Source organism: Pseudomonas arsenicoxydans, from assembly GCF_900103875.1.
Classification (GTDB): Bacteria; Pseudomonadota; Gammaproteobacteria; order Pseudomonadales; family Pseudomonadaceae; genus Aquipseudomonas; species Aquipseudomonas arsenicoxydans.
Genome location: NZ_LT629705.1, coordinates 3,893,428 through 3,916,836, shown reverse-complemented (window position 1 = coordinate 3,916,836; position 23,409 = coordinate 3,893,428). Strand labels below are relative to the sequence as shown.

At 60.5% G+C, this 23,409-nt stretch carries 22 protein-coding genes; 19 read left to right on the top strand and 3 right to left on the bottom strand.

Annotation, left to right across the window (positions count from 1 at the left end):
• Window positions 1–82 precede the first annotated feature (82 nt).
• The 8 genes from BLQ41_RS18365 (at window position 83) to BLQ41_RS18330 (ending at window position 9,227) form a co-directional block, all read left to right on the top strand.
• Window positions 83–973 (top strand): LysR substrate-binding domain-containing protein, encoded by an 891-nt coding sequence (locus BLQ41_RS18365; RefSeq protein WP_090183045.1) that lies wholly within the window; start codon window positions 83–85, stop codon window positions 971–973.
• 305 nt (window positions 974–1,278) lie between these two features.
• Window positions 1,279–2,208, top strand: coding sequence for an amidohydrolase family protein (locus BLQ41_RS18360; RefSeq protein WP_090183042.1), 930 nt, complete (start codon window positions 1,279–1,281; stop codon window positions 2,206–2,208).
• Window positions 2,209–2,212: 4 nt separating this feature from the next.
• The gene (locus tag BLQ41_RS18355; protein WP_003224037.1) at window positions 2,213–3,118 is read left to right on the top strand and encodes an amidohydrolase family protein; all 906 of its coding nucleotides are present in this window, start codon (window positions 2,213–2,215) and stop codon (window positions 3,116–3,118) included.
• A gap of 132 nt (window positions 3,119–3,250) precedes the next feature.
• Window positions 3,251–4,636: a UbiD family decarboxylase gene (locus BLQ41_RS18350; protein WP_090183040.1), complete on the top strand. Its 1,386-nt coding sequence runs from the start codon at window positions 3,251–3,253 to the stop codon at window positions 4,634–4,636.
• Complete coding sequence (locus BLQ41_RS18345; protein WP_090183038.1) at window positions 4,633–5,250, top strand: UbiX family flavin prenyltransferase; 618 nt, start codon at window positions 4,633–4,635, stop codon at window positions 5,248–5,250. The genes BLQ41_RS18350 and BLQ41_RS18345 overlap by 4 nt, the downstream gene beginning before the upstream one ends.
• Window positions 5,251–5,328: 78 nt before the next feature.
• A complete protein-coding gene (locus BLQ41_RS18340) occupies window positions 5,329–6,366 on the top strand; it encodes a CobW family GTP-binding protein (RefSeq protein WP_090183036.1) in 1,038 nt (345 codons plus the stop codon).
• Between the two features lie 92 nt (window positions 6,367–6,458).
• Window positions 6,459–7,826 (top strand): nucleobase:cation symporter-2 family protein, encoded by a 1,368-nt coding sequence (locus BLQ41_RS18335; protein WP_090183035.1) that lies wholly within the window; start codon window positions 6,459–6,461, stop codon window positions 7,824–7,826.
• A gap of 12 nt (window positions 7,827–7,838) precedes the next feature.
• Entirely contained in the window at window positions 7,839–9,227 is a 1,389-nt protein-coding gene (locus BLQ41_RS18330) for an amidohydrolase family protein (protein WP_090183033.1), read from the top strand.
• A gap of 416 nt (window positions 9,228–9,643) precedes the next feature.
• On the opposite strand, the gene BLQ41_RS18325 is transcribed toward BLQ41_RS18330, so the two are convergent.
• Complete coding sequence (locus tag BLQ41_RS18325) at window positions 9,644–10,528, bottom strand: LysR family transcriptional regulator (RefSeq protein ID WP_090183031.1); 885 nt, start codon at window positions 10,526–10,528, stop codon at window positions 9,644–9,646.
• A 133-nt stretch (window positions 10,529–10,661) separates the two neighbouring features.
• Between BLQ41_RS18325 and BLQ41_RS18320 the strand changes: the two genes are divergently transcribed.
• From BLQ41_RS18320 to lldD, 3 genes are all read left to right on the top strand, one after another.
• Window positions 10,662–12,323, top strand: coding sequence for a GMC family oxidoreductase (locus BLQ41_RS18320; RefSeq protein ID WP_090183029.1), 1,662 nt, complete (start codon window positions 10,662–10,664; stop codon window positions 12,321–12,323).
• Window positions 12,324–12,464: 141 nt separating this feature from the next.
• Window positions 12,465–14,087 carry an MFS transporter gene (locus BLQ41_RS18315; RefSeq protein WP_090183027.1) on the top strand — a complete coding sequence of 541 codons (1,623 nt, stop codon included), beginning with the start codon at window positions 12,465–12,467 and terminating at the stop codon, window positions 14,085–14,087.
• 105 nt (window positions 14,088–14,192) lie between these two features.
• Window positions 14,193–15,338, top strand: a complete 1,146-nt coding sequence (lldD, locus tag BLQ41_RS18310; RefSeq protein ID WP_090183025.1) for an FMN-dependent L-lactate dehydrogenase LldD — start codon at window positions 14,193–14,195, stop codon at window positions 15,336–15,338.
• Window positions 15,339–15,690: 352 nt separating this feature from the next.
• Here lldD and BLQ41_RS18305 read toward each other — a convergent pair whose 3' ends face one another.
• A complete protein-coding gene (locus BLQ41_RS18305) occupies window positions 15,691–16,059 on the bottom strand; it encodes a DUF427 domain-containing protein (protein ID WP_090183023.1) in 369 nt (122 codons plus the stop codon).
• A 247-nt stretch (window positions 16,060–16,306) separates the two neighbouring features.
• Here BLQ41_RS18305 and BLQ41_RS18300 point away from each other — a divergent pair, with 247 nt between their 5' ends.
• The 5 genes from BLQ41_RS18300 (at window position 16,307) to BLQ41_RS18280 (ending at window position 20,845) form a co-directional block, all read left to right on the top strand.
• Window positions 16,307–18,256, top strand: a complete 1,950-nt coding sequence (locus BLQ41_RS18300; protein WP_090183022.1) for a DNA topoisomerase III — start codon at window positions 16,307–16,309, stop codon at window positions 18,254–18,256.
• A gap of 113 nt (window positions 18,257–18,369) precedes the next feature.
• Window positions 18,370–18,999, top strand: coding sequence for a glutathione S-transferase family protein (locus BLQ41_RS18295; RefSeq protein WP_090183020.1), 630 nt, complete (start codon window positions 18,370–18,372; stop codon window positions 18,997–18,999).
• Between the two features lie 49 nt (window positions 19,000–19,048).
• Window positions 19,049–19,552 (top strand): GNAT family N-acetyltransferase, encoded by a 504-nt coding sequence (locus BLQ41_RS18290; RefSeq protein ID WP_090183018.1) that lies wholly within the window; start codon window positions 19,049–19,051, stop codon window positions 19,550–19,552.
• Between the two features lie 519 nt (window positions 19,553–20,071).
• Complete coding sequence (locus BLQ41_RS18285; RefSeq protein ID WP_090188653.1) at window positions 20,072–20,401, top strand: hypothetical protein; 330 nt, start codon at window positions 20,072–20,074, stop codon at window positions 20,399–20,401.
• 144 nt (window positions 20,402–20,545) lie between these two features.
• Window positions 20,546–20,845 carry a hypothetical protein gene (locus tag BLQ41_RS18280; protein WP_090183016.1) on the top strand — a complete coding sequence of 100 codons (300 nt, stop codon included), beginning with the start codon at window positions 20,546–20,548 and terminating at the stop codon, window positions 20,843–20,845.
• A gap of 9 nt (window positions 20,846–20,854) precedes the next feature.
• Here the strand turns inward: BLQ41_RS18280 and cynR are convergent, their stop codons facing one another.
• Entirely contained in the window at window positions 20,855–21,736 is an 882-nt protein-coding gene (gene cynR, locus BLQ41_RS18275) for a transcriptional regulator CynR (protein ID WP_090183014.1), read from the bottom strand.
• A 122-nt stretch (window positions 21,737–21,858) separates the two neighbouring features.
• Between cynR and cynS the strand changes: the two genes are divergently transcribed.
• From cynS to BLQ41_RS18260, 3 genes are all read left to right on the top strand, one after another.
• Window positions 21,859–22,326: a cyanase gene (gene cynS, locus BLQ41_RS18270; RefSeq protein ID WP_008043963.1), complete on the top strand. Its 468-nt coding sequence runs from the start codon at window positions 21,859–21,861 to the stop codon at window positions 22,324–22,326.
• An 88-nt stretch (window positions 22,327–22,414) separates the two neighbouring features.
• Window positions 22,415–22,651 (top strand): DUF2790 domain-containing protein, encoded by a 237-nt coding sequence (locus BLQ41_RS18265; RefSeq protein WP_090183012.1) that lies wholly within the window; start codon window positions 22,415–22,417, stop codon window positions 22,649–22,651.
• Between the two features lie 34 nt (window positions 22,652–22,685).
• A complete protein-coding gene (locus BLQ41_RS18260) occupies window positions 22,686–23,345 on the top strand; it encodes a carbonic anhydrase (protein ID WP_090183010.1) in 660 nt (219 codons plus the stop codon).
• The last annotated feature ends 64 nt before the right edge of the window (window positions 23,346–23,409 follow it).

The following is a 23,409-nucleotide window of genomic DNA, read 5'->3' as shown; positions in this document are numbered from 1 at the left end:
GCCTGGTCGCCGATTATTGGAAGCCTGCACAAAAACGGGCCAGCGACGATTTCTGCCATCCTGTGTAAGTAGGACTAACAGCATGTACAAGCGATACCCGTCGGTGCAGTCCATGAATGCCTTCATCCAGGCTGCTCGCAGCGGAAGTTTCTCCAGCGCCGCGCGCAGACTCGACTTGACCCACAGCGCTATCAGCCAGCAGATCCGCAGCCTGGAAGACTTCATTGGCCAGCCGCTGTTCGTTCGCGAAGGCGGCGGCAGCAACCTGACCGATGCCGGTCAATTGTTTGCCAGCGTGCTGTCCGACGGCCTCGCGCAGATCGACCGGGCGCTGTCCTCGGTGAAAAACCGCAGCGTCGCGCAACGGCTGACCCTGGATGTCGACAGTGAACTGGCGCAGAGCTGGCTCAACCCGCGGCTACCGCAACTGCTTGATTTGCTGCCCGACCATGAAGTGGTCCTGCTGTCGATGCCGCGCTCGGATCGCAGCTCGTTCGAGCGGGTCGACCTGGCGTTGCGCTACGGCTATGGCGATTGGGAAGACTGCGAGATGACACAGATTTGTGGCGACAGCGTCCGCGCGGTGGCTTCGCCCGCGTTGCTGGAACGACACGGTTTACAGGTGCCCATGACTCCTGCACAAGTGTTGGAATTGCCGTTGTTGGGGTATACGCGCCGTTCGTGGATCCCCTGGCTGGAGGCCTCTGAAATGGCGCCGAGCGAGCCGGCCGCGCGTGTGATTTTTGATAACGCGGCGAACCTGATCGCCGCCGCCGAGGCCGGGGTTGGCGCGGGCCTGGTGCGCGGCTTGCTGGCCGCTGATGCATTGCGCTCGGGACGTTTGGTGGCATTGAACGACACGATGATTGCAGCGCATTACAACCTGTACGCGGTGTGGCCGCCGGGACAAGCCGAGCGAGTGGCGCCGGTGGTTGAGGTGATCAAGACTCTGGCTCGGCAGACGCTGAGCTGACGCCATCGAGCGGGCTCGCTCCCTCAACAGATCGCCTGTGGGGAGCGAGCCCGCTCGCAAAAAGGGCCACATCCCCATCACAAAAAAACCGCCCGATATCGAACACGTATCAACCCCTCGCCCAATTAATATTGTACGAACCCGATCCCCCCTTCCAATACTCCTCCCCAAGCAGACAGCGTCCCGAGCCGGATGCGACCAGGCGAGGGAATGCGCAGCAATGCGCATAGAAATGGCCGATTGCCCGGGACGTGGCTGCTGCGAACCGCAAGGTTCCCTTCCCCGCTATCAGGAGATCGACTTCAATGATCATCGATATCAGTTGCTATCCCACCGATCTGGTGGACCTCGCCTGGAGGCATGACGGTGACCCGTTCACCGGCGAGCGTCTGCTGGAGATGATGGATGGCCCGTACATGGTCAACGGCAAACCTCGCCGCATCGACAAAGCCTTCATCCAGCCGCCACAAGGCAACACCATTTACACCTGGACCGACGGCGACCTCACCGGGCGCGAATCCATCGATGCCTACATGGCTTACACACTGAAGATGGTGCAGACCTACCCGGATCGCTTCATCGGCTGCTTCGTCTACAACCCGCGCTGCGGCGTGGAAAACGGTGTCGAGGCGATCGAGCGCTACGTCAAGGAACACGGTTTCAAGATGGTCCAGATGCAGGCCAACATGCACGCCTATCGCCCGGACCGGGCGCTGGACTGGGTCCGTCCGGCCTTCGAGAAATGCGCCGAGCTGGGCATCCCGGTCAAGCTGCACACCGGCGACGGCCCCTACAGCATCCCGTCGGAGTGGGTGCCGATGATCAAGGAATTCCCCAACGTCGATTTCATCATGGCGCACTTCGGGGTGCAGACGGGCGGCGTCTATGTCTTCGAACCCATGCAATGGGCGATGGAGTTGCCCAACGTCTACTGCGAATCGGGCTGGTGCCTGCAATCGCGGATCGTCGAGTTCGCCAAGGTCTTGCCGACCCACAAAATCCTCTTCGGCACCGACACCCCTCCCAACGAACCGGGCATGTGGCTGCGCCTGCTGGAAGTGCTCTGCCATGAGCCGCCGCAAGGCCTGAACCTGGACGAGGACACTCTCGAAGAGTACCTGGGCAACAACACCGCACGGATGATCGGCCTCGAACCGACGCCGCCGCCACGTTCCGTGTCCGAAGCCGAGGCGCAGTTGAAGCGCCCTGTCACCACCCAGCTGGCCAGGAGTTGAACCGATGATTATCGATACCCATCTGCACCCCACCAACCTGGTCGATGAGGCCTGGCGCCACACCGGCGAACCGTTCACCGGCGAGCGCATGCTCAAGCTGATGGACGGCCCGTACATGATCAATGGCAAACCACGGCGCATCGACATGGGCTTCATCCAGCCGCCACCGGGCAACACCGGCTATCGCGACGGCAACCGCCGGGGCCGCGAAGGCGTCCGCGACTACATGTCCTACGTCGCCGAACTGTGCGTGAAATACCCGGATCGCTTCATCGGCAACTTCAACTTCAACCCACGCTGGGGACCGGAAAACGGTGCGGCAGAGCTGGAATTCCACATCAAGGAATACGGCTTCAAGATGCTCAAGCTGCACGCCAACATGCACGGCTATCGTCCGGACCGGGCACTGGACTGGCTGCGGCCGGCGATGAAAGTCTGCGCCAAATACAACATCGTGGTGCTGATCCACACGGGCGACGGGCCGTACACCATCCCGACCATGTTCTACCCGATCATCCGCGAGTTCCCGATGGTCAATTTCATCATCGGTCACTTCGGCATCCAGACCGGCGGCAACTACTCCTTCGAAGCGTTCTGGATGGCCATGGACACGCCGAACGTGTACTGCGAATCCGGTTGGTGCTTCCAGTCGCGGATCGTCGAATTCGCCAAGGAACTGCCACGCAACAAGATCGTCTTCGGCACCGATTCGCCGCCGAACGAACCGGGCATGTGGCTTCGTGAGCTCGAAGTCTTGTGTTCGCCAGCGCCACAAGGCCTGGGGATCGATGAGGATCACCTTGAGGACTACCTGGGCAACAACATCGCCCGGTTGTGCGGCATCGAACCGACACCGCCACCCAAGGACCTGGTCGAAGCGGACATTCGTCTGACCACGACCTACCTCTAGGCTTTTTAAACAAGCGCACAGCGACCTTTCAGGCGTTCAGATGAACCGGCGTTCGATCGACCGGCAGGCCAACGGCTTGTCGATCGAACGTCGCCGATCCCCTGCGCGCCTGCTTTTTTACGAGGTGAAACCATGACCCTCTGCACGCTCGGCGATACCCAGGATTTCCACGACTTCATCGACGCCTATCGCCGCCAATACCCGGACGATGTGCTGACCATTCACGAAAAACTGTCCGCCGACCAGGACGTCACCGCCCTGGTCGATGCCCTCGCCTCACAAGGCCGCGACCCGCTGCTGATCTGCGAAAACGTCGGCCATCTGGGTGTGCCGGTCGCGACCAACCTGTTCGCCTCCCGGACCCGCATCGCGCGGATTTTCGGGGTTGCTCCGGCGCAGTTGCACGAAACCTTTCAGGCTCGCGCCAACAGCCCGATCGCCCCGCGCTACGTTGAAACCGGACCGGTGCTGGACGAAATCTTCGAAGGCGAAGCCGTGGACCTGGCGCTGTTGCCGATGCTCAAGCACTTCGACAGCGACCGTGGCCCGTACATCACCAACGCGATCATCATCGCCGAAGACCCGGTCACCGGCATCGCCAACATGAGCTACCACCGCTCGATGCGCCATGCCCGGCAGACCCTCGCCACCAGCCTGCATTCGCGTGGCCACTTGTGGCGCATGCTGCAAACCGCCCGCGAGCGCGGCGAAGAATTGCGCGTGGCCATGGTGGTTGGCGCCCATCCGTTGTTCATGCTTGCCGCCGCTGCACGCTTGCCTTTCGGCAGTGATGAGCGCGCGGTGGCCGGCGGCCTGTTCGGTGCCCCGCTGGAACTGGTCAAGACCCCGCTTTACGGTATCGGCGTGCCGGCATTTGCCGAGTTTGTCCTCGAAGGCGCCATCGACCCCGCGGCCTATGCCGAAGAAGGTCCGTTCGGTGAGTTCAGCGGCTATTCCTCAGACCGCTCAACCAATAACGTGCTGCGGGTCGACACGCTGATGCGGCGCAAGGACGCCTGGCTGGTGGACGTGGTCGGCGGGCGCTACGCCGAACACCTGACCCTGGCGCGGCTGCCACGGGAAGCGGAGATGAGCGAAAAACTCAAGGCTCGCTTCCCTGCTGTCACCGCCGTGCATTACCCCAATTCCGGCACGCATTTTCATTGCTATGTGGCGCTGGATCAGAGCCGTGACGGCGAGGCGCGGCAGATCATGCTCGCCTTGCTCGGCTGGGACCCCTACCTCAAAACCGTGATCGCGGTGGACAGCGACATCGACATCAGCGACGACAGCCATGTGCTCTGGGCGCTGGCCACGCACTTTCAACCCCATCAGGATATTTTCGTCATCGACGGTCTACCCGGCAGTCCGCTGGACCCTTCGTCCTCGGTCAACGGCACCACCTCGCGCATGGGGCTGGACGCCACGCGCGGATCGGGCTTCGACGGGATCAAGGCGCAACTGGATCAGCACGTGGTCGAGCGCGCACTGACGCTGCTGAAGAAGTATCCATCATGAACCGCCAGCGGATGGTCGTCGGCATCAGCGGCGCGTCAGGGTTCATCTACGGCGTACGACTGCTGGAGTTGCTGGCTGAACTGAACATCGAAAGCCACTTGATCATCAGCCGTGCCGCGCTGCTGACCATGGCCCATGAAACCGACTACAAGCTGGCCGACGTCAGCGCGTTGGCCAGCCACTACCACCGCGCCGACGACGTGGCCGCCGGGATCGCCAGCGGATCGTTCCGCTGCCTGGGCATGGTGGTCGCGCCCTGCTCGATGCGTACTTTGGCGGAGATCGCCACCGGCACCTCCTCAGGGCTGATCGGCCGCGCTGCCGACGTCACCTTGAAGGAACGCCGCACCTTGGTGCTGATGGCCCGGGAAACGCCGCTGACCCTCGCCCACCTGCGCAACATGACCGCTGTCACCGAGATGGGCGGGATCATCGCCCCACCGGTGCCGGCGTTCTACGCCCGTCCGCAAAACCTTTCGCAAATGGTCGATCACAGCCTCGGCCGTGTCCTCGACCTGTTCGGCCTCGACGCCGGAACCGCGCTGCGCTGGGGTGAAGCCCCGAAACCCGGCGCGAGCGATGAAGCCAAAGCAGTTCGCAGGGGTGTCGGCTGATCTACCGCTTCGCGAGCAAGCCCGCTCCCCACAAAAAAACATCACCCGGCCAATCGATCAGTCATCAAGGAGCTCTACATGAACCTTCCATTCAACGCCCCGACCCCGAACCGCAAAATCCCGGTGACCATCCTCACCGGTTTCCTCGGCGCCGGCAAAACCACCCTCCTCAACTACATCCTCAAGGAAAACCACGGGCGCAAGATTGCCGTGATCGAAAACGAATTCGGCGAAGTCGGCATCGACGGTGACCTGGTGCTCAGTTCCGAGACCGAAGAAATCTACGAGATGGTCAACGGTTGCGTGTGCTGCACCGCCGAAGTCCGCGAAGACCTGGTGCGCATCGTCCGCGAACTGGTGGCTCGCCCGGTAAGACTCGATCACATCCTGATCGAAACCAGCGGCCTGGCCGATCCGTACCCGGTAGCACAGAGCTTCTTTATCAACGACCCGATCGCCGATGAAGTGGAACTGGACGCCATCGTGACCATGGTCGATGCCAAGCACATCGCCCAGCATCTGGAGGATTTGCACCTCGATGGCGCGGACAACCAGGCGGTGGATCAGATCGTCTGCGCCGACCGCATCGTGATCAACAAGGTCGATCTGGTCAGCGAGGACGATGTAGCCGCGCTGCGAGGCAAGATTCGCGGGTTGAACGCCACGGCGCAGCTGGTGACGTCCAGCTACGCGCAGATCGACCTGACGAAGATCCTCGGCATCGGTGCGTTCGAGTCAACGCAGAAACTGATGGAAATCGGCGCTGAACACGATCACCACGCCGACGAACATCACCCCGATCTGGATCATGAGCACGACCCGAGCGTGACGTCAGTCGGGATCGCCGTGGACGGCGCGGTGAATCTGCTCGCTTTCCACCAGTGGATCAGCGGGTTGCGCACTGAGCAGGCCGACAACCTTTACCGCATGAAAGGTGTGCTGGCCGTCGCGGATCAGGATCAGCGCTACGTGCTACAGGGCGTCCACAGCCTGGTCGAGTTCCGCGCCTCCACTGCATGGGGTACGGAACCGCGCTCCAGCAAGATTGTGTTCATCGGCCGCGACCTGGACCGCGCAGCGCTGAACCAAGGCTTTGCCGCCTGCCTGGCAAGCTGAAAGAACGGCATCGGAGCCGGTGGATGGCGGCTCCGGGCACGCAGAACGAATACCCCTCTGTACCGAATAACAACAGCTAGAGGTGTTTCCCCATGTCGTCAGCCACATCCCCATCAAAAACCCCTTCCACCGTCCACCCGGTCGACCAGATTCTGCCGGTCCGCCAAATGCTCACCCTCGGCCTGCAACACATGGCCGTCTCGTACATCGGCGCCATTGCCGTGCCGTTGATTGTCGCAAGCGCGCTGAAAATGTCCCAGGCCGACACCGTGGTGCTGATCAGCACCACCCTGTTTTGCTCGGGCATTGCCACGCTTTTGCAAACCGTCGGCTTCTGGAAATTCGGCGTGCGATTGCCGATCTTGCAAGGCGTGGCATTCAGCAGTGTCGGCCCGGTCATCGCCATCGGCACCAACCCCCAGGTGGGGTTCGCCGGGGTCTGCGGGGCCGTGATCGGCGCGGGGATCTTTACGATGCTTGTCGCGCCGTTCGTGGGCCGATTGCGCCGCTACTTTCCGCCCGTGGTCACCGGCTGCATTGTCACCGTGATTGGTTTGCAGCTGTTCCCGATTGCCTATGAGTGGGTCGGGGGTGGGCGCAACGCCAGTGACTTCGGGGCGCCGGCCTACCTGGCCGTCGCCGCCGTGGTGCTCACGACCATCCTGCTGATCAACCGCTACGGCGGGCCGATGTTGCGCAACATGGCGGTGCTGATCGGGATGCTGGTGGGCGCGGGACTGGCTTACGGGTTGGGCATGGGCAGTTTTCACAGCGTGCAGCAATCACCCTGGTTCACCGTGCCCTACCCGTTCTACTTCGGCCTGCCGACCTTCAGCCTGATCCCGATTGCCACCATCATCGTGGTGATGATCGTGCAGATGGTCGAGTCCATGGGGCTGTTCGTGGCCATCGGCGACATCGTCGACAAACCGGTGGAAGAAAAACAGGTGATCAACGGCCTGCGCGCCAATGGCCTGGCGAGCACCATCGCCGGGATGTTCGCCGCGTTTCCGTTCATTGCCTTCATGGAGAACGTCGGGTTGGTGATTTTGACCGGCGTGCGCAGTCGCTGGGTGGTGGCGATCAGCGGTTTATTGATGTGTTGCGTGGCGTTGGTGCCCAAGGCCGGGGCGATTATCGCGTCGATGCCGACGGCGGCCCTCGGCGGTGCCGGGATTGCCATGTTTGGCGTGGTCGCCGCCGCGGGCATTCAAACCCTGGCCAAAGTCGATTACGAGCACAACCGCTTCAACGTATTGATCGTCGGTTTCACCATCGCCGCCGCCCTGGTGCCGGTGCTGGCGCCCGCCCTGTTCAAACAAATGCCCGAGTGGTCGCAGCCGTTCCTGCACAGCAGCGTGGTGATTGCCTGCCTGGTGTCGGTGCTGCTCAACGCGGCGCTCAACGGCGTCAGCGTTGCCGACAGCACCGCCACCAAGCCCGCCCCCCACAGCCTCTGACTGGAGAAGCACATGACTCAACTTCAAGACATCCTGATCAAAAACCCGGCGGCGGTGATGACCGGTGTGCGCGGTCCGCGAGCCCGGGCCGGTAACGTAGACATCCGCATCGTCAACGGCCGTATCGCTGAAATGGCCGCGGGCCTGGTGGCGCGCCCCGGCGAACGAGTGATTGATGCCCGCGACTCGGTCGTCTACCCAGGCTGGATCAATACCCATCACCACCTGTTTCAAAACCTGCTTAAAGCCGTGCCCGAAGGCATGAATCAAGACTTGCAAGGCTGGCTGGCCAGCGTGCCTTACCCGCGCCTCAACCGTTTTACCCCACAACTGGCGCAGATCGCCGCACGCCTGGGCATGGCCGAGCTGCTGTTGTCGGGGGTGACGACCTGCGCCGATCACCATTACCTGTATCACGCCAACGGCACCACCGAGACCGGCGACCTGCTGTTCGACACCGCAGAGACGTTCGGCATGCGCTTTGTACTGTGTCGCGGCGGCGCACTGGAATCCGCCAGCGCTCATCCGGGATTCTCCAAAACGGCGCTGCAACCGGAGACGCTTGATCAGATGGTCGGCGACATCGAACGGCTCAAATCGCTGTATCACCAAGACACCCCGGATGCGATGCGTCGCGTGGTGGTCGCGCCGACGACACCGACCTTCTCCCTGCCGCCGACCTTGCTGCGAGAGCTTGCCCACACCGCCCGTGGTCTCGGTTTGCGCTTGCACACGCACCTCTCGGAAACGCAAAACTACGTCAATTTCTGCCGCGAAAAATACAACTGCCTGCCGGTGGAGTTCGTCGCCGAGCATGAATGGCTCGGCCCGGATGTCTGGTTCGCCCACGCGGTGCATTTGCAACCGGCGGAAATCCGCATGCTCGCGCAAACCGGCACCGGCATTTCACATTGCCCGGTGAGCAACGCACGGTTGGGCAGCGGCATCGCGCCGGTGCCACAAATGCAGGAGGCCGGGGTGCCGATATCGCTTGGGGTCGATGGCGTAGCGTCGAACGAGTCCGGGAGTATGGTCGGTGAGGCGCACACGGCATGGTTGATTCATCGGGCTGAACAAGGGGCTTCAGCCACCACCGCCGAAGAGGTGATTCATTGGGGCGCGGCCGGCGGCGCGCAGGTGTTGGGACTAGGCTCGGTCGGAACGCTGGAAATTGGCCAGGCGGCGGACCTGGTGATCTATGGTCTCGATCATCCACGGTTCTTCGGCTTCCATGATGTCGCGATTGCACCTGTAGTCGCGGGAGAGCCGATTGCCGTGCGCTACAGCATGATCGGCGGGCGACTGGTGGTCGACGACGGGGTGATTCCGGGACTGGATCTGGAACGCATGCGCGCTGAAGCGTGGGAGGGGGTGCAACAGTTGATGCATGTCGTCGACTGATACCCGCGAGCCCACTCCCCCTGTTGGAGCTGGCTGCCAGCGAGTGCCCAGGCCAAAGGCACCTCGTCAGCATCCGGCTCCTGCAGGATCCACACATATAATCGCAATGAAACAAATCGCAACCGCATTTGCAGGCGCGGCGCTGGTGGGAAGATGTTTGAAGGGACCTTGTTCAAACGCCTCCCCGTGTGGACGAAGGGACTACACGGGAGAAATTGTGGCCAGGGCACCAATCAAAATGGTTAACACCAGAAATCCACCGAGGAAAATCGCCATCTTGCCCATAGGGCCTCCTACATAATGAGTTTACGGTGCAGTGGCTGCGCGACTGCGGACCGTGGCGTCATTGTGAGCCGCAGGCCTTATGCATGACAGATGCAGATAACGATGGAAAATACGGATCAGAGCCCCGGGAGCTATCCCAATAACAGCGCCTGCTCCGCCTCACACAACGCCACCACGTAATCCCACAGCACCCGCAGCCTGACCGATTTGTGCAGCTCGCGTCGGGTGCTTATCCAGTAGCTGCGCAGGATGTTTTCATCCGGCAGCAGCGGCACCAGCTGCGGATCGGCACTGGCCATATAGCAGGGCAACACCGCGATCCCCAGTCCCGAGCGCGCTGCCTGTTGCTGGGCGATGACGCTGGTGCTGTGAAACACCACGCGCGGATTGCGGCAAAAGCTGTTGAGGAACATCAGTTCCTGGCTGAACAGCAAATCGTCGACATAGCCGATCCAGGCGTGGCGACCCAGGTCTTCTCGGCTGTTCAGCGGGGGTGCCTGGTCGAGGTAGGCCTGGCTGGCATACAGCGCCAGTCGATAGTCGGTGAGTTTGCGCGTGACCAGCATGTCGGCGGCCGGGCGTTCGAGGTGGATGCTGATCTCGGCTTCGCGGTTGAGGATGCTGACAAAGCGCGGCACCGCCACCAGTTCCACTTCCAGCCCTGGATAACGTTCGAACAGCCCGTTCATGCGGCTGGCGAGAAACATGATTCCCAGCCCTTCCGTCACGCCAACGCGGATCTTGCCCAGCGGTGCGGTGGACTGGGTGATTTCCTCCTGCGCCAGCAACGCGACGTTTTCCATGGCTTCAGCATGTTTGAGCAACGCTTCGCCTGCCGGGGTCAGCTCATAGCCTTGGGCATGCTGGACGAACAACGCCGTGCCGAGGCTCTTTTCGATGGCTTCGATGTGCCGGGCCACGGTGGCATGAGTGGTGTTCAAGCGGCGGGCAGCGGTGAGCAAACGCCCGCTGCGTTGCAATTCGAGAAAAAACCGCAGGTCATTCCAGTCGAACATGTGTCGTCCTTGGGTCTACGCTGTTGGAGGCGCTGTTTAAAAACGCACAGCGGCTGCGCAAAAACTAACATTCTTTTGACGAAAGCTAACAACTAGGATGACTGACAACAAGAACAACAATACGAGGTCAGGGATGCAGACTTCCCTTGATGAATTCGACTACATCGTGGTTGGCGCCGGGCCGGCCGGTTGTTTGCTGGCCAATCGACTGTCGGCCAACCCGCAACACCGGGTGTTGCTGCTCGAAGCCGGTGGCCGCGATAACTATGCGTGGATTCACATCCCTGTGGGTTACCTGTTCTGCATCGGCAACCCGCGCACCGACTGGTGCTTCAAGACCGAAGCGCAACCGGGCCTGCAAGGTCGGGCCTTGAGTTACCCGCGCGGCAAAGTGCTGGGCGGCTGCTCCTCGATCAACGGCATGATCTACATGCGCGGCCAGGCAGGCGACTATGACAGCTGGGCTGCCGACGGCAATCCGGGCTGGAGCTGGAACGACGTCCTGCCGCTGTTCAAGAAAAGCGAAAACCATTTTGCCGGCGACTCGCAGTTTCACGGCGCTGCCGGGGAATGGCGGATCGAGCGTCAGCGGTTGTCGTGGCCGATTCTGGACGCGTTTCGCAGTGCCGCCGAGCAAAGCGGTATCGCCAGCATCGATGACTTCAACCAGGGCGATAACGAAGGTTGCGGTTATTTCCAGGTCAATCAAAAGGCCGGGATTCGCTGGAACGCGGCCAAGGCGTTTCTCAAACCGGTGCGCAACCGCCCAAACCTCACCGTATTGACCGACGTCGACGTTGATCGCGTGCTGCTGGAGAACGGCCGGGCATCGGCGGTCAGCGCGCGCTGCCAGGGTCAGGCGAAGACCTTCAAGGCACGCAAGGAAATCGTCCTGTGCGCTGGCTCCGTTGGCTCGCCGAGTATTCTGCAACGCTCCGGGATCGGCCCTCGCCCACTCCTGGAAAAACTCGGGATCGGCGTGGCCCATGAGCTGCCCGGCGTCGGCGGCAATCTGCAGGATCACCTGCAACTGCGGCTGATCTACAAACTGGAAAATGCGCGCACCCTGAACCAGATCGCCGGCAGTGTGTGGGGCAAGATGGGCATGGGCCTGCGTTACCTGTATGACCGCAGCGGCCCGCTGTCGATGGCGCCGAGTCAGCTCGGTGCGTTTGCCCGATCCGGGCCGGAGCAAACCTCGGCCAATCTCGAATACCACGTGCAGCCGCTGTCGCTGGAACGTTTCGGCGAGCCGTTGCATGCCTTCCCCGCGTTCACCGCATCGGTCTGCGATCTACGGCCGCAAAGCCGTGGCCGGGTGGAGATTCGCTCAGCCAATGCGCAGGAAGCACCACTGATCCAACCCAATTACCTGAGCCATCCGGAAGACTTGCGGGTCGCCGCCGACGCGATTCGCCTGACCCGGCGTATCGTCGCAGCCCCTGCCTTGCAGGCGTTCAAACCGGTGGAATACCTGCCCGGCGCCAGTTTGCAGACCGAAGAACAATTGCACGAAGCCGCAGCGCGGATTGGCACGACGATTTTCCATCCGGTGGGCACCTGCCGCATGGGCAACGACGTGGACGCGGTGGTCGACGCCGAGCTGCGGGTTCACGGGATTCCCGGCCTGCGCATCGCCGATGCCTCGATCATGCCGCGCATCACCTCGGGTAACACCTGTTCGCCTACGCTGATGATTGCCGAAAAGGCCGCACAGCTGATCCTCAACCCTGCTGTACACACCGAATCTGTTGGAGCGGGCTTGCCCGCGAAAGCGGTGGATCTTCAACATTGATGTGCACTGACACTCCGCCATCGCGGGCAAGCCCGCTCCCACAAGGGATCGCATCAGATTTACGGACGTAGAACTGCCCCGCTGCAAGGAATACGCAACACCAGTGGAACAACAAAAACAATCACTGTGAGGGATACCGATATGTCAGAACATGTTCAGCCGCTGGACGCCACGCTTAGCGTCGACACCAGCCCCGACACCCGCAAAGTCATCTTCGCCTCGTCACTCGGGACGGTTTTCGAGTGGTACGACTTTTTCCTCTATGGCGCCCTCGCGGCGGTGATCAGCAAGCAGTTTTTTGCCGGGGTCAACGACACCACCGCGTTCATCTTTGCACTGATGGCGTTCGCCGCAGGCTTCATCGTCAGGCCCTTCGGCGCGTTGGTGTTCGGACGACTGGGGGACATGATCGGGCGTAAATACACGTTCCTCGCGACCATCGTCCTCATGGGCCTGGCGACCTTCTGCGTCGGGCTGCTGCCGACCTACGCCAGCATCGGCATTGCCGCGCCGATCATCCTGGTGTTGTTGCGCATGCTTCAGGGCTTGGCCCTGGGCGGTGAATATGGCGGCGCTGCCACGTATGTCGCCGAACACGCGCCAATCGGCAAACGCGGTTTTCACACCAGCTGGATTCAATCCACGGCCACCCTCGGCCTGTTGCTGTCACTGCTGGTGGTGCTCGGTTGCCGCTATTTCACCGGTGACCAGTTCGAAGTCTGGGGCTGGCGGATTCCGTTTCTGTTTTCGATCATTCTGCTGGGCATCTCGACCTGGATTCGCCTGAGCCTGCACGAATCGCCGGCCTTCGTGAAAATGAAAGAGGAAGGCAAGCTCTGCAAGTCGCCGCTGCGCGACTCCTTCGGCAAGTGGGAAAACCTCAAAGTCGTGCTGATCGCCCTGTTCAGCATCAACGCCGGGCAAGCGGTGACCTTCTATGCCGCGCAATTCTACGTACTGTTCTTCCTCACCCAATTCCTGAAAATGGACCCGGCCCTGGCCAACAGCCTGCTGATCGTCAGCGTGATCATCGGCGCGCCATTCTTCATCTTCTTTGGCTGGCTGTCGGACAAGGTCGGGCGCAAACCGGTGCTGATGATCGGCCTGCTGCTGGCCACTGCGCTGTACTTCCCGATTTTCAAATCCATCGCTCACTACGCCAACCCGGCCATCGACCAGGCCAGCCGCCAGGCACCGATCACCGTGCTGGCGGACCCGGCCACCTGCACCTTCCAGTTCGATCCGGTGGGCAAGGCGAAATTTGACAGCCCCTGCGACAAGGTCAAAACCTTCCTGGTGAAACAGGGCCTGCCTTACACCAGCGAAGCGGCCCCGGCCGGCAGCGCCGTGCAGGTGAGCGTCGGCGATGTGAAAATCGATGGCTACGATGAAGCGGCGCTGCGCGGTGCAGTGGCCCTGGGCGGGTATCCGTCACAAGCCGATACCCAGTTGGTCAACAAACCGATGATCGTGGCGCTGATCGTCGCGCTGATCATCATCTCCGCGATGTGCTACGGCCCGCTGGCGGCGCTGATGGTCGAACTGTTTCCGACGCGCATCCGCTACACCTCGATGTCCCTTCCCTACCACATCGGCAATGGCTGGTTCGGCGGGTTCCTGCCGACGGTGTCGTTCGCCCTGGTGGTGTACACCGGCGATATCTTCTACGGGCTGTGGTACCCGGTGGTGATCACTGCGGTGAGCCTGGTGGTGGGGATGATCTGTCTGCGTGAGACGAAAAACGTCGACCTCGATAAAAACTGACCGACCCCGCAGAAAAAACGCCCCGCACACGCGGGGCGTTTTCGTTAACCTGAAGCAACGCACTTCGCAGCCCCGCCACTGACCAGAACGAGGCATCAGCACCCCATGATCATTTCATCCGCATCGGATTACCGTGAGGCCGCACGCCGCAAACTTCCGCGTTTTTTGTTCGATTACATTGATGGCGGCGCTTACGCCGAGCATACCTTGCGGGCTAACAGCGCCGACCTGACTGGCATCAGCCTGCGTCAGCGAATTCTGAAAAACGTCGAAACCCTGAGCCTGGGCACCACCCTCTTCGATCAGCCGCTTTCAATGCCCATCATCCTGGCCCCGGTCGGCCTGACGGGCATGTTCGCCCGTCGAGGTGAAGTGCAGGCCGTCAAAGCGGCGCAAAACAAAGGCATCCCGCTGTGCCTGTCGACCGTATCGGTGTGTTCGATCGAGGAAGTCGCGGCGCAGAGTCAGCAGTCCATCTGGTTTCAGCTGTATGTGTTGAAGGACCGGGGCTTCATGAAAAACGCGCTGGAGCGGGCGAAGGCGGCCGGGGTGAAGAATCTGGTATTTACCGTCGACATGCCCACGCCCGGCGCTCGCTACCGGGATGCGCATTCGGGGATGTCCGGGCCTTTTGCGTCATCGCGGCGGATGTTGCAGGCCATGACTCGTCCCGACTGGGCGTTCAACGTCGGCCTCATGGGGCGCCCGCATGATCTGGGCAATATCTCGAAGTACCTGGGCAAAGCCGTCACCCTCGAAGACTACATGGGTTGGCTGGCCAACAATTTCGACCCGTCGATCAGCTGGAGCGATCTGGAGTGGATTCGTGAGTTCTGGAAAGGCCCGATGATCATCAAGGGCATCCTCGACCCTCAGGATGCCCGGGACGCGGTGAGCTTCGGCGCGGACGGGATTGTGGTGTCGAACCACGGTGGGCGGCAGCTCGATGGGGTGCTTTCTACTGCGAAGGCATTGCCGCCGATCATGCAAGCGGTGGGGAATGACCTGACGGTGCTGGTCGATTCGGGGATCCGCTCCGGGCTCGATGTGGTGCGGATGTTGGCGCTGGGTGCGAAAGGTGTATTGCTTGGTCGGTCGATGGCTTATGCGTTGGCGGCTGATGGCCAGCGTGGGGTGGAAAACATGTTGGATATTTTTGCCAGGGAAATGCGTGTGGCGATGACGTTGACCGGGGTGACTTCGATTGGTCAGATTGATGAGTCGACGTTGGTGGGGGCTGGTGTTCGGTGAGCGGGTACGCTTTGGGTGTATATCCGTTTTTTGGGTGATGGCTGCTATTGGTTCCGCTTTTACAGCGGGTCACTTGGAAGAGCGCCAAGTAACCAAGCGCTTTTGCCCCTGACGTTCGGTGCCTCGCTAAGGCTCGGCATGCCCTCGCTCCGGTCCTGCTCCGTGGGCCCGCCGCCATCGGCCATCCATGGCCGGGGGCGGCTAACCCGGCATCCATGCCGGGTTGCCCACTGCGCAGAACCTCCACTCGGCCTCTCGAGGGGGCGTGTGCATCAAGATCAAAAGCGGAAGGCGAGCTAACGCTCGACCTGATGAGTGGTGAAGAGCGGAAGCATGTTTGTCTGGAAATCCATCATTCGATATTTTTCAGAACTTCAAACGTGACTTGATCGGGATAGAACGCCACGTATCCGCCAATCTGCTCTACCGATACTTTGGGGTTTTCATAGCGCCACACCGCGTTCGCGCCCTCATGCCCCGGGATTTGCAAGCTGTAGTAAGTGGCGTCGCCCTTGTAGGGGCAATAGGTCGTGTGGTCGGTTCGCGCGAAATATTGTTCGGCGATGTCCTCCCATGGAACGTAGTACACGGGAGGATAATTGGCTTCGAGCATCACAAGCGCACGTGTCGAGGCGGCGACTTGAATACCGTGAAACTTCACCAACAGGGTGCCCGGCTGTTCCGCGATGGTGATGACAGGACTGGGGCCAGTGCTTTTCATGGAATGCATTCCTCATGACGGTGATGGACCTGTGGGGCGCGCAGCGCCGCCAAAACCTTAGACCCGGGTTTATCAGGTATAACGCAATTTTCGCGGCAATGAATATCTCACAGCCGAACGGGCCGTTTGCGCTGCCGCAACCTGACGCAACAGCTTTGCCTGTACATCCATACAGATAAAGATTGCTCCATCGCTCGCCACCGGCCATTCTGTGCGCCTCTTGCCAACTTGATGAACGATGGTGGTTATGCGGCTGTACCTCTGTGAGAAACCTTCCCAGGCCAAAGACATCGCGGCCGTGCTCGGCGCCAAGCGCCGTGGCGACGGTTGCTGGCTGGGAACGGACGTCACGGTCACCTGGTGCATCGGCCATCTACTGGAAACCGCCCCGCCGGATGCCTACGACGCGAAGTACAAGCGCTGGGTGCTGGCGGACCTGCCGATTATCCCCGACAAATGGAAGATGACCGTCAAGCCGCGCACGGCCAGCCAGTTCAAGGCGGTCAAGCGCCTGCTCGGCGAGGCCGATGAGCTGGTGATTGCCACCGACGCCGACCGTGAGGGCGAAATGATTGCCCGGGAGCTGGTGGAGCATTGCCGTTATCGTGGGCCGATCCGCCGCCTGTGGCTGTCGGCGCTGGACGATGCATCGATCCGCAAGGCGCTGGCGGCGCTCAAACCGGGTGAAGAGACCTTCAGCCTTTATCATTCGGCGCTCGGACGGTCCCGGGCCGATTGGCTGATCGGCATGAACATGAGTCGGTTGTTCACGCTACTGGGGCGCCAGTCCGGTTATCAGGGCGTATTGCCGGTGGGTCGGGTGCAGACGCCGACCTTGCGCCTGGTGGTGGATCGCGACCGCAGCATTGCCGATTTCGTGCCGGTCGCCTACTGGGGCATTGACGTGCAGCTGCTGCACGATGGCACCGCGTTCTCCGCGCAATGGCGTGCGGCATCCGACGCCTGTGACGATCAGGATCGCTGCCTGAATCAGGCGCTGGCCCAGCAAGCAGCCGACGCACTGCGCAGCGCCACGAGTGCCCGGGTGATCAAGTTGCGCACTGAACGAATGCGTGAGGTCGCACCGTTGCCGTTCGATCTGGGCACCCTGCAGGAAGTCTGCTCGAAGAAACTCGGGCTCGGCGCCCAGGAAACCCTCGACATCGCCCAGGCGCTCTATGAAACCCACAAGGTCATCACCTACCCGCGCAGCGATTGCGGTTTCCTGCCCCTGAGCCAGCACAGCGAAGCACCGGGCATACTCGCCGCGCTACGGCAGGCCGACCCGTCGCTGAACGCCTTGAACGACTACCTGGAACCCCAGCGTCGCTCGCGGGCCTGGAACGATGCCAAGGTCACCGCGCACCACGGCATCATCCCGACCGCCGCCGCCAGGAACCTCGATCGGCTGGTGGGCAAGCAACGCGCGGTCTACACGCTGATCCGCGCGCGCTATCTGGCGCAGTTCCTGCCCAACCATGAATACGACCGCACCCAGGCCGACTTCAACTGCGCCGGCGAAGCCTTGCGCGCCGTCGGCAAGCAAATCGTCGAACCCGGCTGGAAACGAGCCCTACCCGAAGCACTGGCCCCGGCGAAAGGCCGCGAGGCACCAGCGCCGCAACCGCTGCCGGCATTGGCCGAAGGGCTTGATTGCGCCGTCGCCGAGGTCAAGCTCAAAGACCTCTGGACGCAACCGCCCAAGCCGTTTACCGAAGGCGACCTGATCAAGGCGATGAAGAATGTCGCGAAACTGGTGGAGGACCCGCTGCTAAAACAAAAGCTCAAGGACACCACCGGCATCGGCACCGAGGCGACACGCGCCTCGATCATCCAGGGTCTGCTGGATCGCGGTTACCTGATCAAGAACGGCAAGGCCCTGGCCGCCACCCCGGCCGCCTTCAGCCTGATCGATGCGGTGCCGCGCGCGATTGCCGACCCCGGGACCACGGCCATCTGGGAGCAGGCGCTGGACATGGTGCAAAGTGGCGAGATGAGCCTGGAAGAGTTCGTCACCAAGCAAGCGGCGTGGATGAGCAAGCAGGTCGCTCGTTGCGCTGGCCTGAGCCTGACCATCAGCGGGCCGGCAAGCCCGGCCGGTCGTGGCGCCACACCGTGGAAAAACAAACGCAAGCCCACCAAGCGAAAGCCGTCGACGGGTACCAAGCGCGCGGCAAAACCGGCCAGTAAAGCTTGAGGGCACTTCGAATGGACTGTGATGGTCTAGTGTTCTTCAAGCTCTCGACCGCCCATTTCTGACAAGACATCGCAGCCTCGTTTCACTCGATAGCTGCCGAAGGAAAAATATTTATGATTATCGTGCACCACCTGAACAACTCCCGCTCCCAACGGATTCTCTGGTTGCTGGAAGAACTGGCCATCCCTTATGAGCTGAAAACCTACCAACGTGACCCCAAGACCAACCTGGCACCACCAGAACTGAAAGCGGTCAACGCCCTCGGCAAGTCGCCAGTCGTTGAAGACGGCGCGCAAAAAGTGATCGAGTCCGCCGCGATCATCGACTACCTGATTCGCCGTCATGGCCAGGGACGCCTGCAACCCGATCCATCCACCGCCGCCTACGATGAATACATCCAGTGGCTGCACTTTGCCGAAGGCTCGGCCATGCTGCCGCTGATGCTGAACCTGTACGTCGGGCGCCTGGGTGAAGCCGGTGCACCGTTGCATCCGCGTATCAACTCGGAAGTGGCCAACTACCTCGGCTACCTCGACACCGCACTGAGCCAGTCCCCGTACCTGCTTGGCGATGAGTTCAGCGCTGCCGATATCCAGATGAGTTTCATCGGCGAGATCGCCAGAGCCCAGGGCAAACTCAGCGACTTCCCTCATGTAACGGCGTGGATTGAACGATTCCAGGCCCGCCCTGCTTACATCGCCGCATTGAAAAAAGGTGGGAAGTACGACTTCGCGCCCCACTGAGTGATCCCGAAAGGGCCACGGATGGCCCAGCGATCAGGAGCGACCTCACATGCCTTCGATTGAGTTGCACGCCGCCCACCGCGATGAACTGGAAACCATCGAAAACCTGATGCAGTTCTACTTGTACGACTTGAGCGAATGGCTGCCGTTGAAATTCGGTGACCACGGTTTTTTCAACTTTCTGCCCTCATGGGATTACTGGCGTAAACCCGCGACCCGGCCGTTTCTGATCACGGTGGACGCAGAACTGGCCGGGTTCGTGACCATGGACGACAACACCCCTATCGACGGTGCCGAATACAACATCGGCTATCTCTTTGTCAGTCGACGCTTTCGTGGCCAAGGTGTCGCGAAGTTTGTCGTTTCCACCCTCTTGAGCCGGTTCCCCGGTCAATGGCAGATTTTCCACATCGACGCGAACCAGCCAGCTCGGCTGTTCTGGGCCAAGGTGATGCCAGAACTCGCCGACACTGACTTCACCCTGCACCAGCAGCCAGTAGACGGTTATCCCTGCACCTTCTACCGCTTCCAGCGATTGCCGCCATCGGCCTGACAGCCCTGCCTCGCATGCCATTTTTTAATTCCAAACCGCTTTGTCCGACAATATGTAGTGACCAAAAATAATCACTACATAACTGTTGACGCCTTCGATTTGCCCTTGCATGATGCAGACATCTCCCCGATCGGGAGTACAGCAACATGTTTGAGCAAGCTCGTCTGACCGCCGAGCTGTTTTTCCCGGATACACGCTGCCCACAAGGCAGATTGAAGAAGCTGACCTGGCCCGAACGTCCAGTACAAGGACGAGAAGCGCTGGCGATCAATCCTCATGAAGCTTGTGGCCGATCCTCAAAAGTCGGCAGTGGCCTCCAGGTTTTCGCTGCTTCTCCTCGTTGTGACGCTAACGCGTAGCAGTTATTCAACACGACTACATGCAACAGACGCGCAACCCCGTCGATTTGACGGCCGACCGCTGACGTCCTGGTTTCGGTGCCAGGGATCAACTAACCGATGGGCTACCTGTATTAGCGAATCAACTTTGAAAGATCACCAAATGGTCAAGGGGCATATTATGAATCTGAACAATCAACCTACTATCGATGAACTGGCTCGTATCTTCGCTGCGCAAAAAGACAGCCACGACAGCCACATTCTGTGGATCAGCAAATCGGGCCAGGTTCATATCGACTGCCTGTCGCCTCACGCTCACGAAGCGGAGTTCGACCAGAACAACCAGAACCTGCTCGCCCGACTGAAGATGTACCGTCGCGGCCAGGGCTATGTCGGCAAGAAAGCCGCAGCCGACAGGGACTTCATCGGTAACGTTCTGCAAACGCTGAAACAGGCATGGGCCTCGCTGCAGAATCAGAATGAAGTTCGGGTGATTGACCGGTTCTACTGATATCCCCTCCAGGGTTTATCCCGTGTCTCATCAATAAAAAGGCCCCGCTCGACTATTCGAGCGGGGCCTTTTTTTGTTTGTCTCGTGCGCAGCAAATACAGCTATGGTTAATCTTATTCGCTGTTGTGCCCTTGGAGACTTGCGATGAGAAATACCCTGACAGTTTTGCTGTTGCTGGCAATCGCCAATACAGCCCATGCCGATATTTCCAGCCTGCCTTTGTTCGATGCCGACTGCCCCGGAAAAATAGCGGTGCATGCGGATTCCGGAGGCCCGGTCACAATCGCCGGCAAGGAAGCCGAGACCAAATCCATCGATGATAACCACTTCGAAGCCAAGGGTTCGGGCATCACAGTTTCGATTGAAGTGATTGATGACGAAACGGTCAAGGTGACAGCCGCCGGCAAGGGCTCGAATGGTGTGTGCCCAACACTGGAAGATTGATCCTGTCGACTAACGAGCCTCCGAGCTCAACACTAGATTCATAAACGCCACCGACGCTGCGCTGTGATAGTTGTTTTTACGCCGCAGCAGCGCCGCCCCCCGGGTGGGCGCCTCTCCCCGCAACGGGATTTTGCGCAATGCCCGATCCTGGGTGGCAATGGGCTCCGGGAGAATTGTGGCAATGGCCGTGTGCCGAATGACTTCCAGCAAGGTGTTCACCGAGTTGACTTCGATAACCACCTTCGGCGTGATCTGCTCCTGGGCAAAATACTCATTGATGCGGGTACGGGTGACGAAGTCAGGCGCCAGCAGCGCGAAGTCCAGTTGCGCCACCTGTTCAGCGGACAGCGCGACCTGACTTTCATACAACGGATGATCGCGCCCCACCATCACGCCCAACGTCTCGGTAAATGCCGGGATGGATTCGATGTCGGCATTTCTGACCTGGGTAAACGCGATGGCAACGTCCAGTGAGTCATCGAGCAGCCCGGCCTCGATGTCGTCCATCGATAGCTCGAAAATCTCCAGGTGAATGTTCGGAAATTGCGCCACGTAATCGCGCACCAACGGCCCCACCAGGTACGCCATGAACGTCGGCGTCATGGCCAGGCGCAAGCTGCCGCGGGACAAGTCCTTCACGTCATGCAACGCACGTTTCCCGGCTTCCAGCTCGACCAATACCCGACGCGCACACTCTATGTAGGCCGCCCCGGCATCGGTCGGCTTGACCGTGCGCGAAGTTCGGTCGAACAGGATCACGCCGAGGGTTTCTTCCAGCTGGCGGATCTGCTGGGACAGAGTCGGCTGTGAAACGTGCAGCGCCTCGGCGGCGCGGGTGAAACCGCCGTGGTCGGCAACCGCCAGCAAATAACGCAGATGTCGCAGCAGCATGGGGCTCACCATCTATAGGAAGGACTTATGCGCAGCATTGTATATCGGTCTTGGACGCTATGGATCAATCGGCAGAAGATTGCTTCACACCCAAGCAACACAACCCCGATAGGAGAATCACCATGCAACAGTCCCACGCTTACAACGACCCAAGTCTGGCCCTGACCACATCGATTCTCGATGCCAAGGCGCGTAAAAATCTGTCCTGGCAGGACCTGACCGACGGCACCGGCCTTGGTCTGGCCTACGTCACCGCCGCCCTGCTCGGCCAGCATCCACTGCCCGAATCCGCCGCCAAAGTCATCGGCGAGAAACTGGACCTGGACGCCGACACCGTGGCCCGCCTGCAGATCATTCCATTGCGCGGCAGCCTTTCCGGTGTTCCGACCGACCCGACCATCTACCGTTTCTACGAAATGATCCAGATCTACGGCACCACGCTCAAAGCCCTGGTCCATGAACAATTTGGCGACGGCATCATCAGCGCGATCAACTTCAAGCTCGACATGAAGAAAGTCGAAGATCCAGAAGGCGGTTCCCGCGCCGTGATTACCCTGGACGGCAAGTTCCTGCCTCTGCGTCCTTTCTAAATTGAAACCGGCCCGCACTCCGGTGCGGGCCAGACCCGATACACCAAACACGCTTCTGCGCTCACCACATTCGTCTGGAGGAGGCCCCATGAAAAAAATTCTGTTGGTTGTTTCGTTGCTGGCGGGCATCTCTGCCCAGGTTCACGCCCAGGACGCCGCCGTCGCTTACCAATATGACATGCACCTGGACATTGCCCAGGTCGTGGCAATCACCCCGGTTGCCGATGTCTGCGGCGTGGTTCCGATGGAGATGACTTATCTCGACTCCAAAGGCGCAACTCACATTCTGCAATACAGCGAATTCGGCACCGGTTGCTCGAACTGAGTAGCCACTGTTTATCACTTATGAGGACATCACCATGAAAGCGCTCATCGAAGGTTTTTTGAAGTTCCAGAACGAAGCTTTTCCGCAACGCACCGATCTGTTCAAACACCTGGCCACCACCCAGCATCCCGGCACGTTGTTCATCACCTGTTCCGACAGTCGCGTGGTGCCGGAACTGCTGACCCAGCAAGAACCGGGCGAGCTGTTTGTGATCCGCAACGCCGGCAATATCGTGCCTTCCTACAGCCCGCATCCAGGTGGCGTGTCGGCCACGGTCGAATATGCCGTCGCGGTACTGGGCGTGACGGACATCGTGATCTGCGGCCATTCCGATTGCGGCGCCATGACCGCTATCGCCAAGTGCAAATGCATGGATCACCTGCCTGCCGTCAGCGGATGGTTGCAACACGCCGAGTCGGCCAAGGTTATCAACGAGTCGCGCCCTCACGCCGATGACGCGGCAAAGGTAAGTTCGATGGTGCGTGAAAACGTCATCGCTCAACTGGCCAATATCCAGACCCACCCAAGCGTGCGCCTGGCCCAGGAAAAAGGTCAGTTGAACCTGCATGGCTGGGTCTACGACATCGAGACCGGTTCGATCGATGCGCTGGAAGCCAGTAGCCGCACCTTTGTGTCGCTGGCCGAACACCCGACGACTTGCGCTGTTTATGGCAAAGCAGTTGAAGCGGCTTGATGGGTTTCAGAACGTGGCCAAAAGACGATCGATGCAGCGCTCCCGGTTGACGGGAGCGCTGCCT

Excerpts from the sequence above, each read along its gene's own strand:
- BLQ41_RS18350 (WP_090183040.1), top strand. The coding sequence starts at position 3,251 with ATGACCCTCTGCACGCTCGGCGATACCCAGGATTTCCACGACTTCATC.
- BLQ41_RS18315 (WP_090183027.1), top strand. The coding sequence starts at position 12,465 with ATGTCAGAACATGTTCAGCCGCTGGACGCCACGCTTAGCGTCGACACC.
- BLQ41_RS18335 (WP_090183035.1), top strand. The coding sequence starts at position 6,459 with ATGTCGTCAGCCACATCCCCATCAAAAACCCCTTCCACCGTCCACCCG.
- BLQ41_RS18295 (WP_090183020.1), top strand. The coding sequence starts at position 18,370 with ATGATTATCGTGCACCACCTGAACAACTCCCGCTCCCAACGGATTCTC.
- BLQ41_RS18340 (WP_090183036.1), top strand. The coding sequence starts at position 5,329 with ATGAACCTTCCATTCAACGCCCCGACCCCGAACCGCAAAATCCCGGTG.
- BLQ41_RS18360 (WP_090183042.1), top strand. The coding sequence starts at position 1,279 with ATGATCATCGATATCAGTTGCTATCCCACCGATCTGGTGGACCTCGCC.
- BLQ41_RS18325 (WP_090183031.1), bottom strand. The coding sequence starts at position 10,528 with ATGTTCGACTGGAATGACCTGCGGTTTTTTCTCGAATTGCAACGCAGC.
- BLQ41_RS18330 (WP_090183033.1), top strand. The coding sequence starts at position 7,839 with ATGACTCAACTTCAAGACATCCTGATCAAAAACCCGGCGGCGGTGATG.
- BLQ41_RS18305 (WP_090183023.1), bottom strand. The coding sequence starts at position 16,059 with ATGAAAAGCACTGGCCCCAGTCCTGTCATCACCATCGCGGAACAGCCG.
- BLQ41_RS18290 (WP_090183018.1), top strand. The coding sequence starts at position 19,049 with ATGCCTTCGATTGAGTTGCACGCCGCCCACCGCGATGAACTGGAAACC.
- cynS (WP_008043963.1), top strand. The coding sequence starts at position 21,859 with ATGCAACAGTCCCACGCTTACAACGACCCAAGTCTGGCCCTGACCACA.
- BLQ41_RS18265 (WP_090183012.1), top strand. The coding sequence starts at position 22,415 with ATGAAAAAAATTCTGTTGGTTGTTTCGTTGCTGGCGGGCATCTCTGCC.
- BLQ41_RS18320 (WP_090183029.1), top strand. The coding sequence starts at position 10,662 with ATGCAGACTTCCCTTGATGAATTCGACTACATCGTGGTTGGCGCCGGG.
- BLQ41_RS18260 (WP_090183010.1), top strand. The coding sequence starts at position 22,686 with ATGAAAGCGCTCATCGAAGGTTTTTTGAAGTTCCAGAACGAAGCTTTT.
- BLQ41_RS18300 (WP_090183022.1), top strand. The coding sequence starts at position 16,307 with ATGCGGCTGTACCTCTGTGAGAAACCTTCCCAGGCCAAAGACATCGCG.
- BLQ41_RS18280 (WP_090183016.1), top strand. The coding sequence starts at position 20,546 with ATGAGAAATACCCTGACAGTTTTGCTGTTGCTGGCAATCGCCAATACA.
- cynR (WP_090183014.1), bottom strand. The coding sequence starts at position 21,736 with ATGCTGCTGCGACATCTGCGTTATTTGCTGGCGGTTGCCGACCACGGC.
- BLQ41_RS18355 (WP_003224037.1), top strand. The coding sequence starts at position 2,213 with ATGATTATCGATACCCATCTGCACCCCACCAACCTGGTCGATGAGGCC.
- BLQ41_RS18365 (WP_090183045.1), top strand. The coding sequence starts at position 83 with ATGTACAAGCGATACCCGTCGGTGCAGTCCATGAATGCCTTCATCCAG.
- lldD (WP_090183025.1), top strand. The coding sequence starts at position 14,193 with ATGATCATTTCATCCGCATCGGATTACCGTGAGGCCGCACGCCGCAAA.
- BLQ41_RS18345 (WP_090183038.1), top strand. The coding sequence starts at position 4,633 with ATGAACCGCCAGCGGATGGTCGTCGGCATCAGCGGCGCGTCAGGGTTC.
- BLQ41_RS18285 (WP_090188653.1), top strand. The coding sequence starts at position 20,072 with ATGAATCTGAACAATCAACCTACTATCGATGAACTGGCTCGTATCTTC.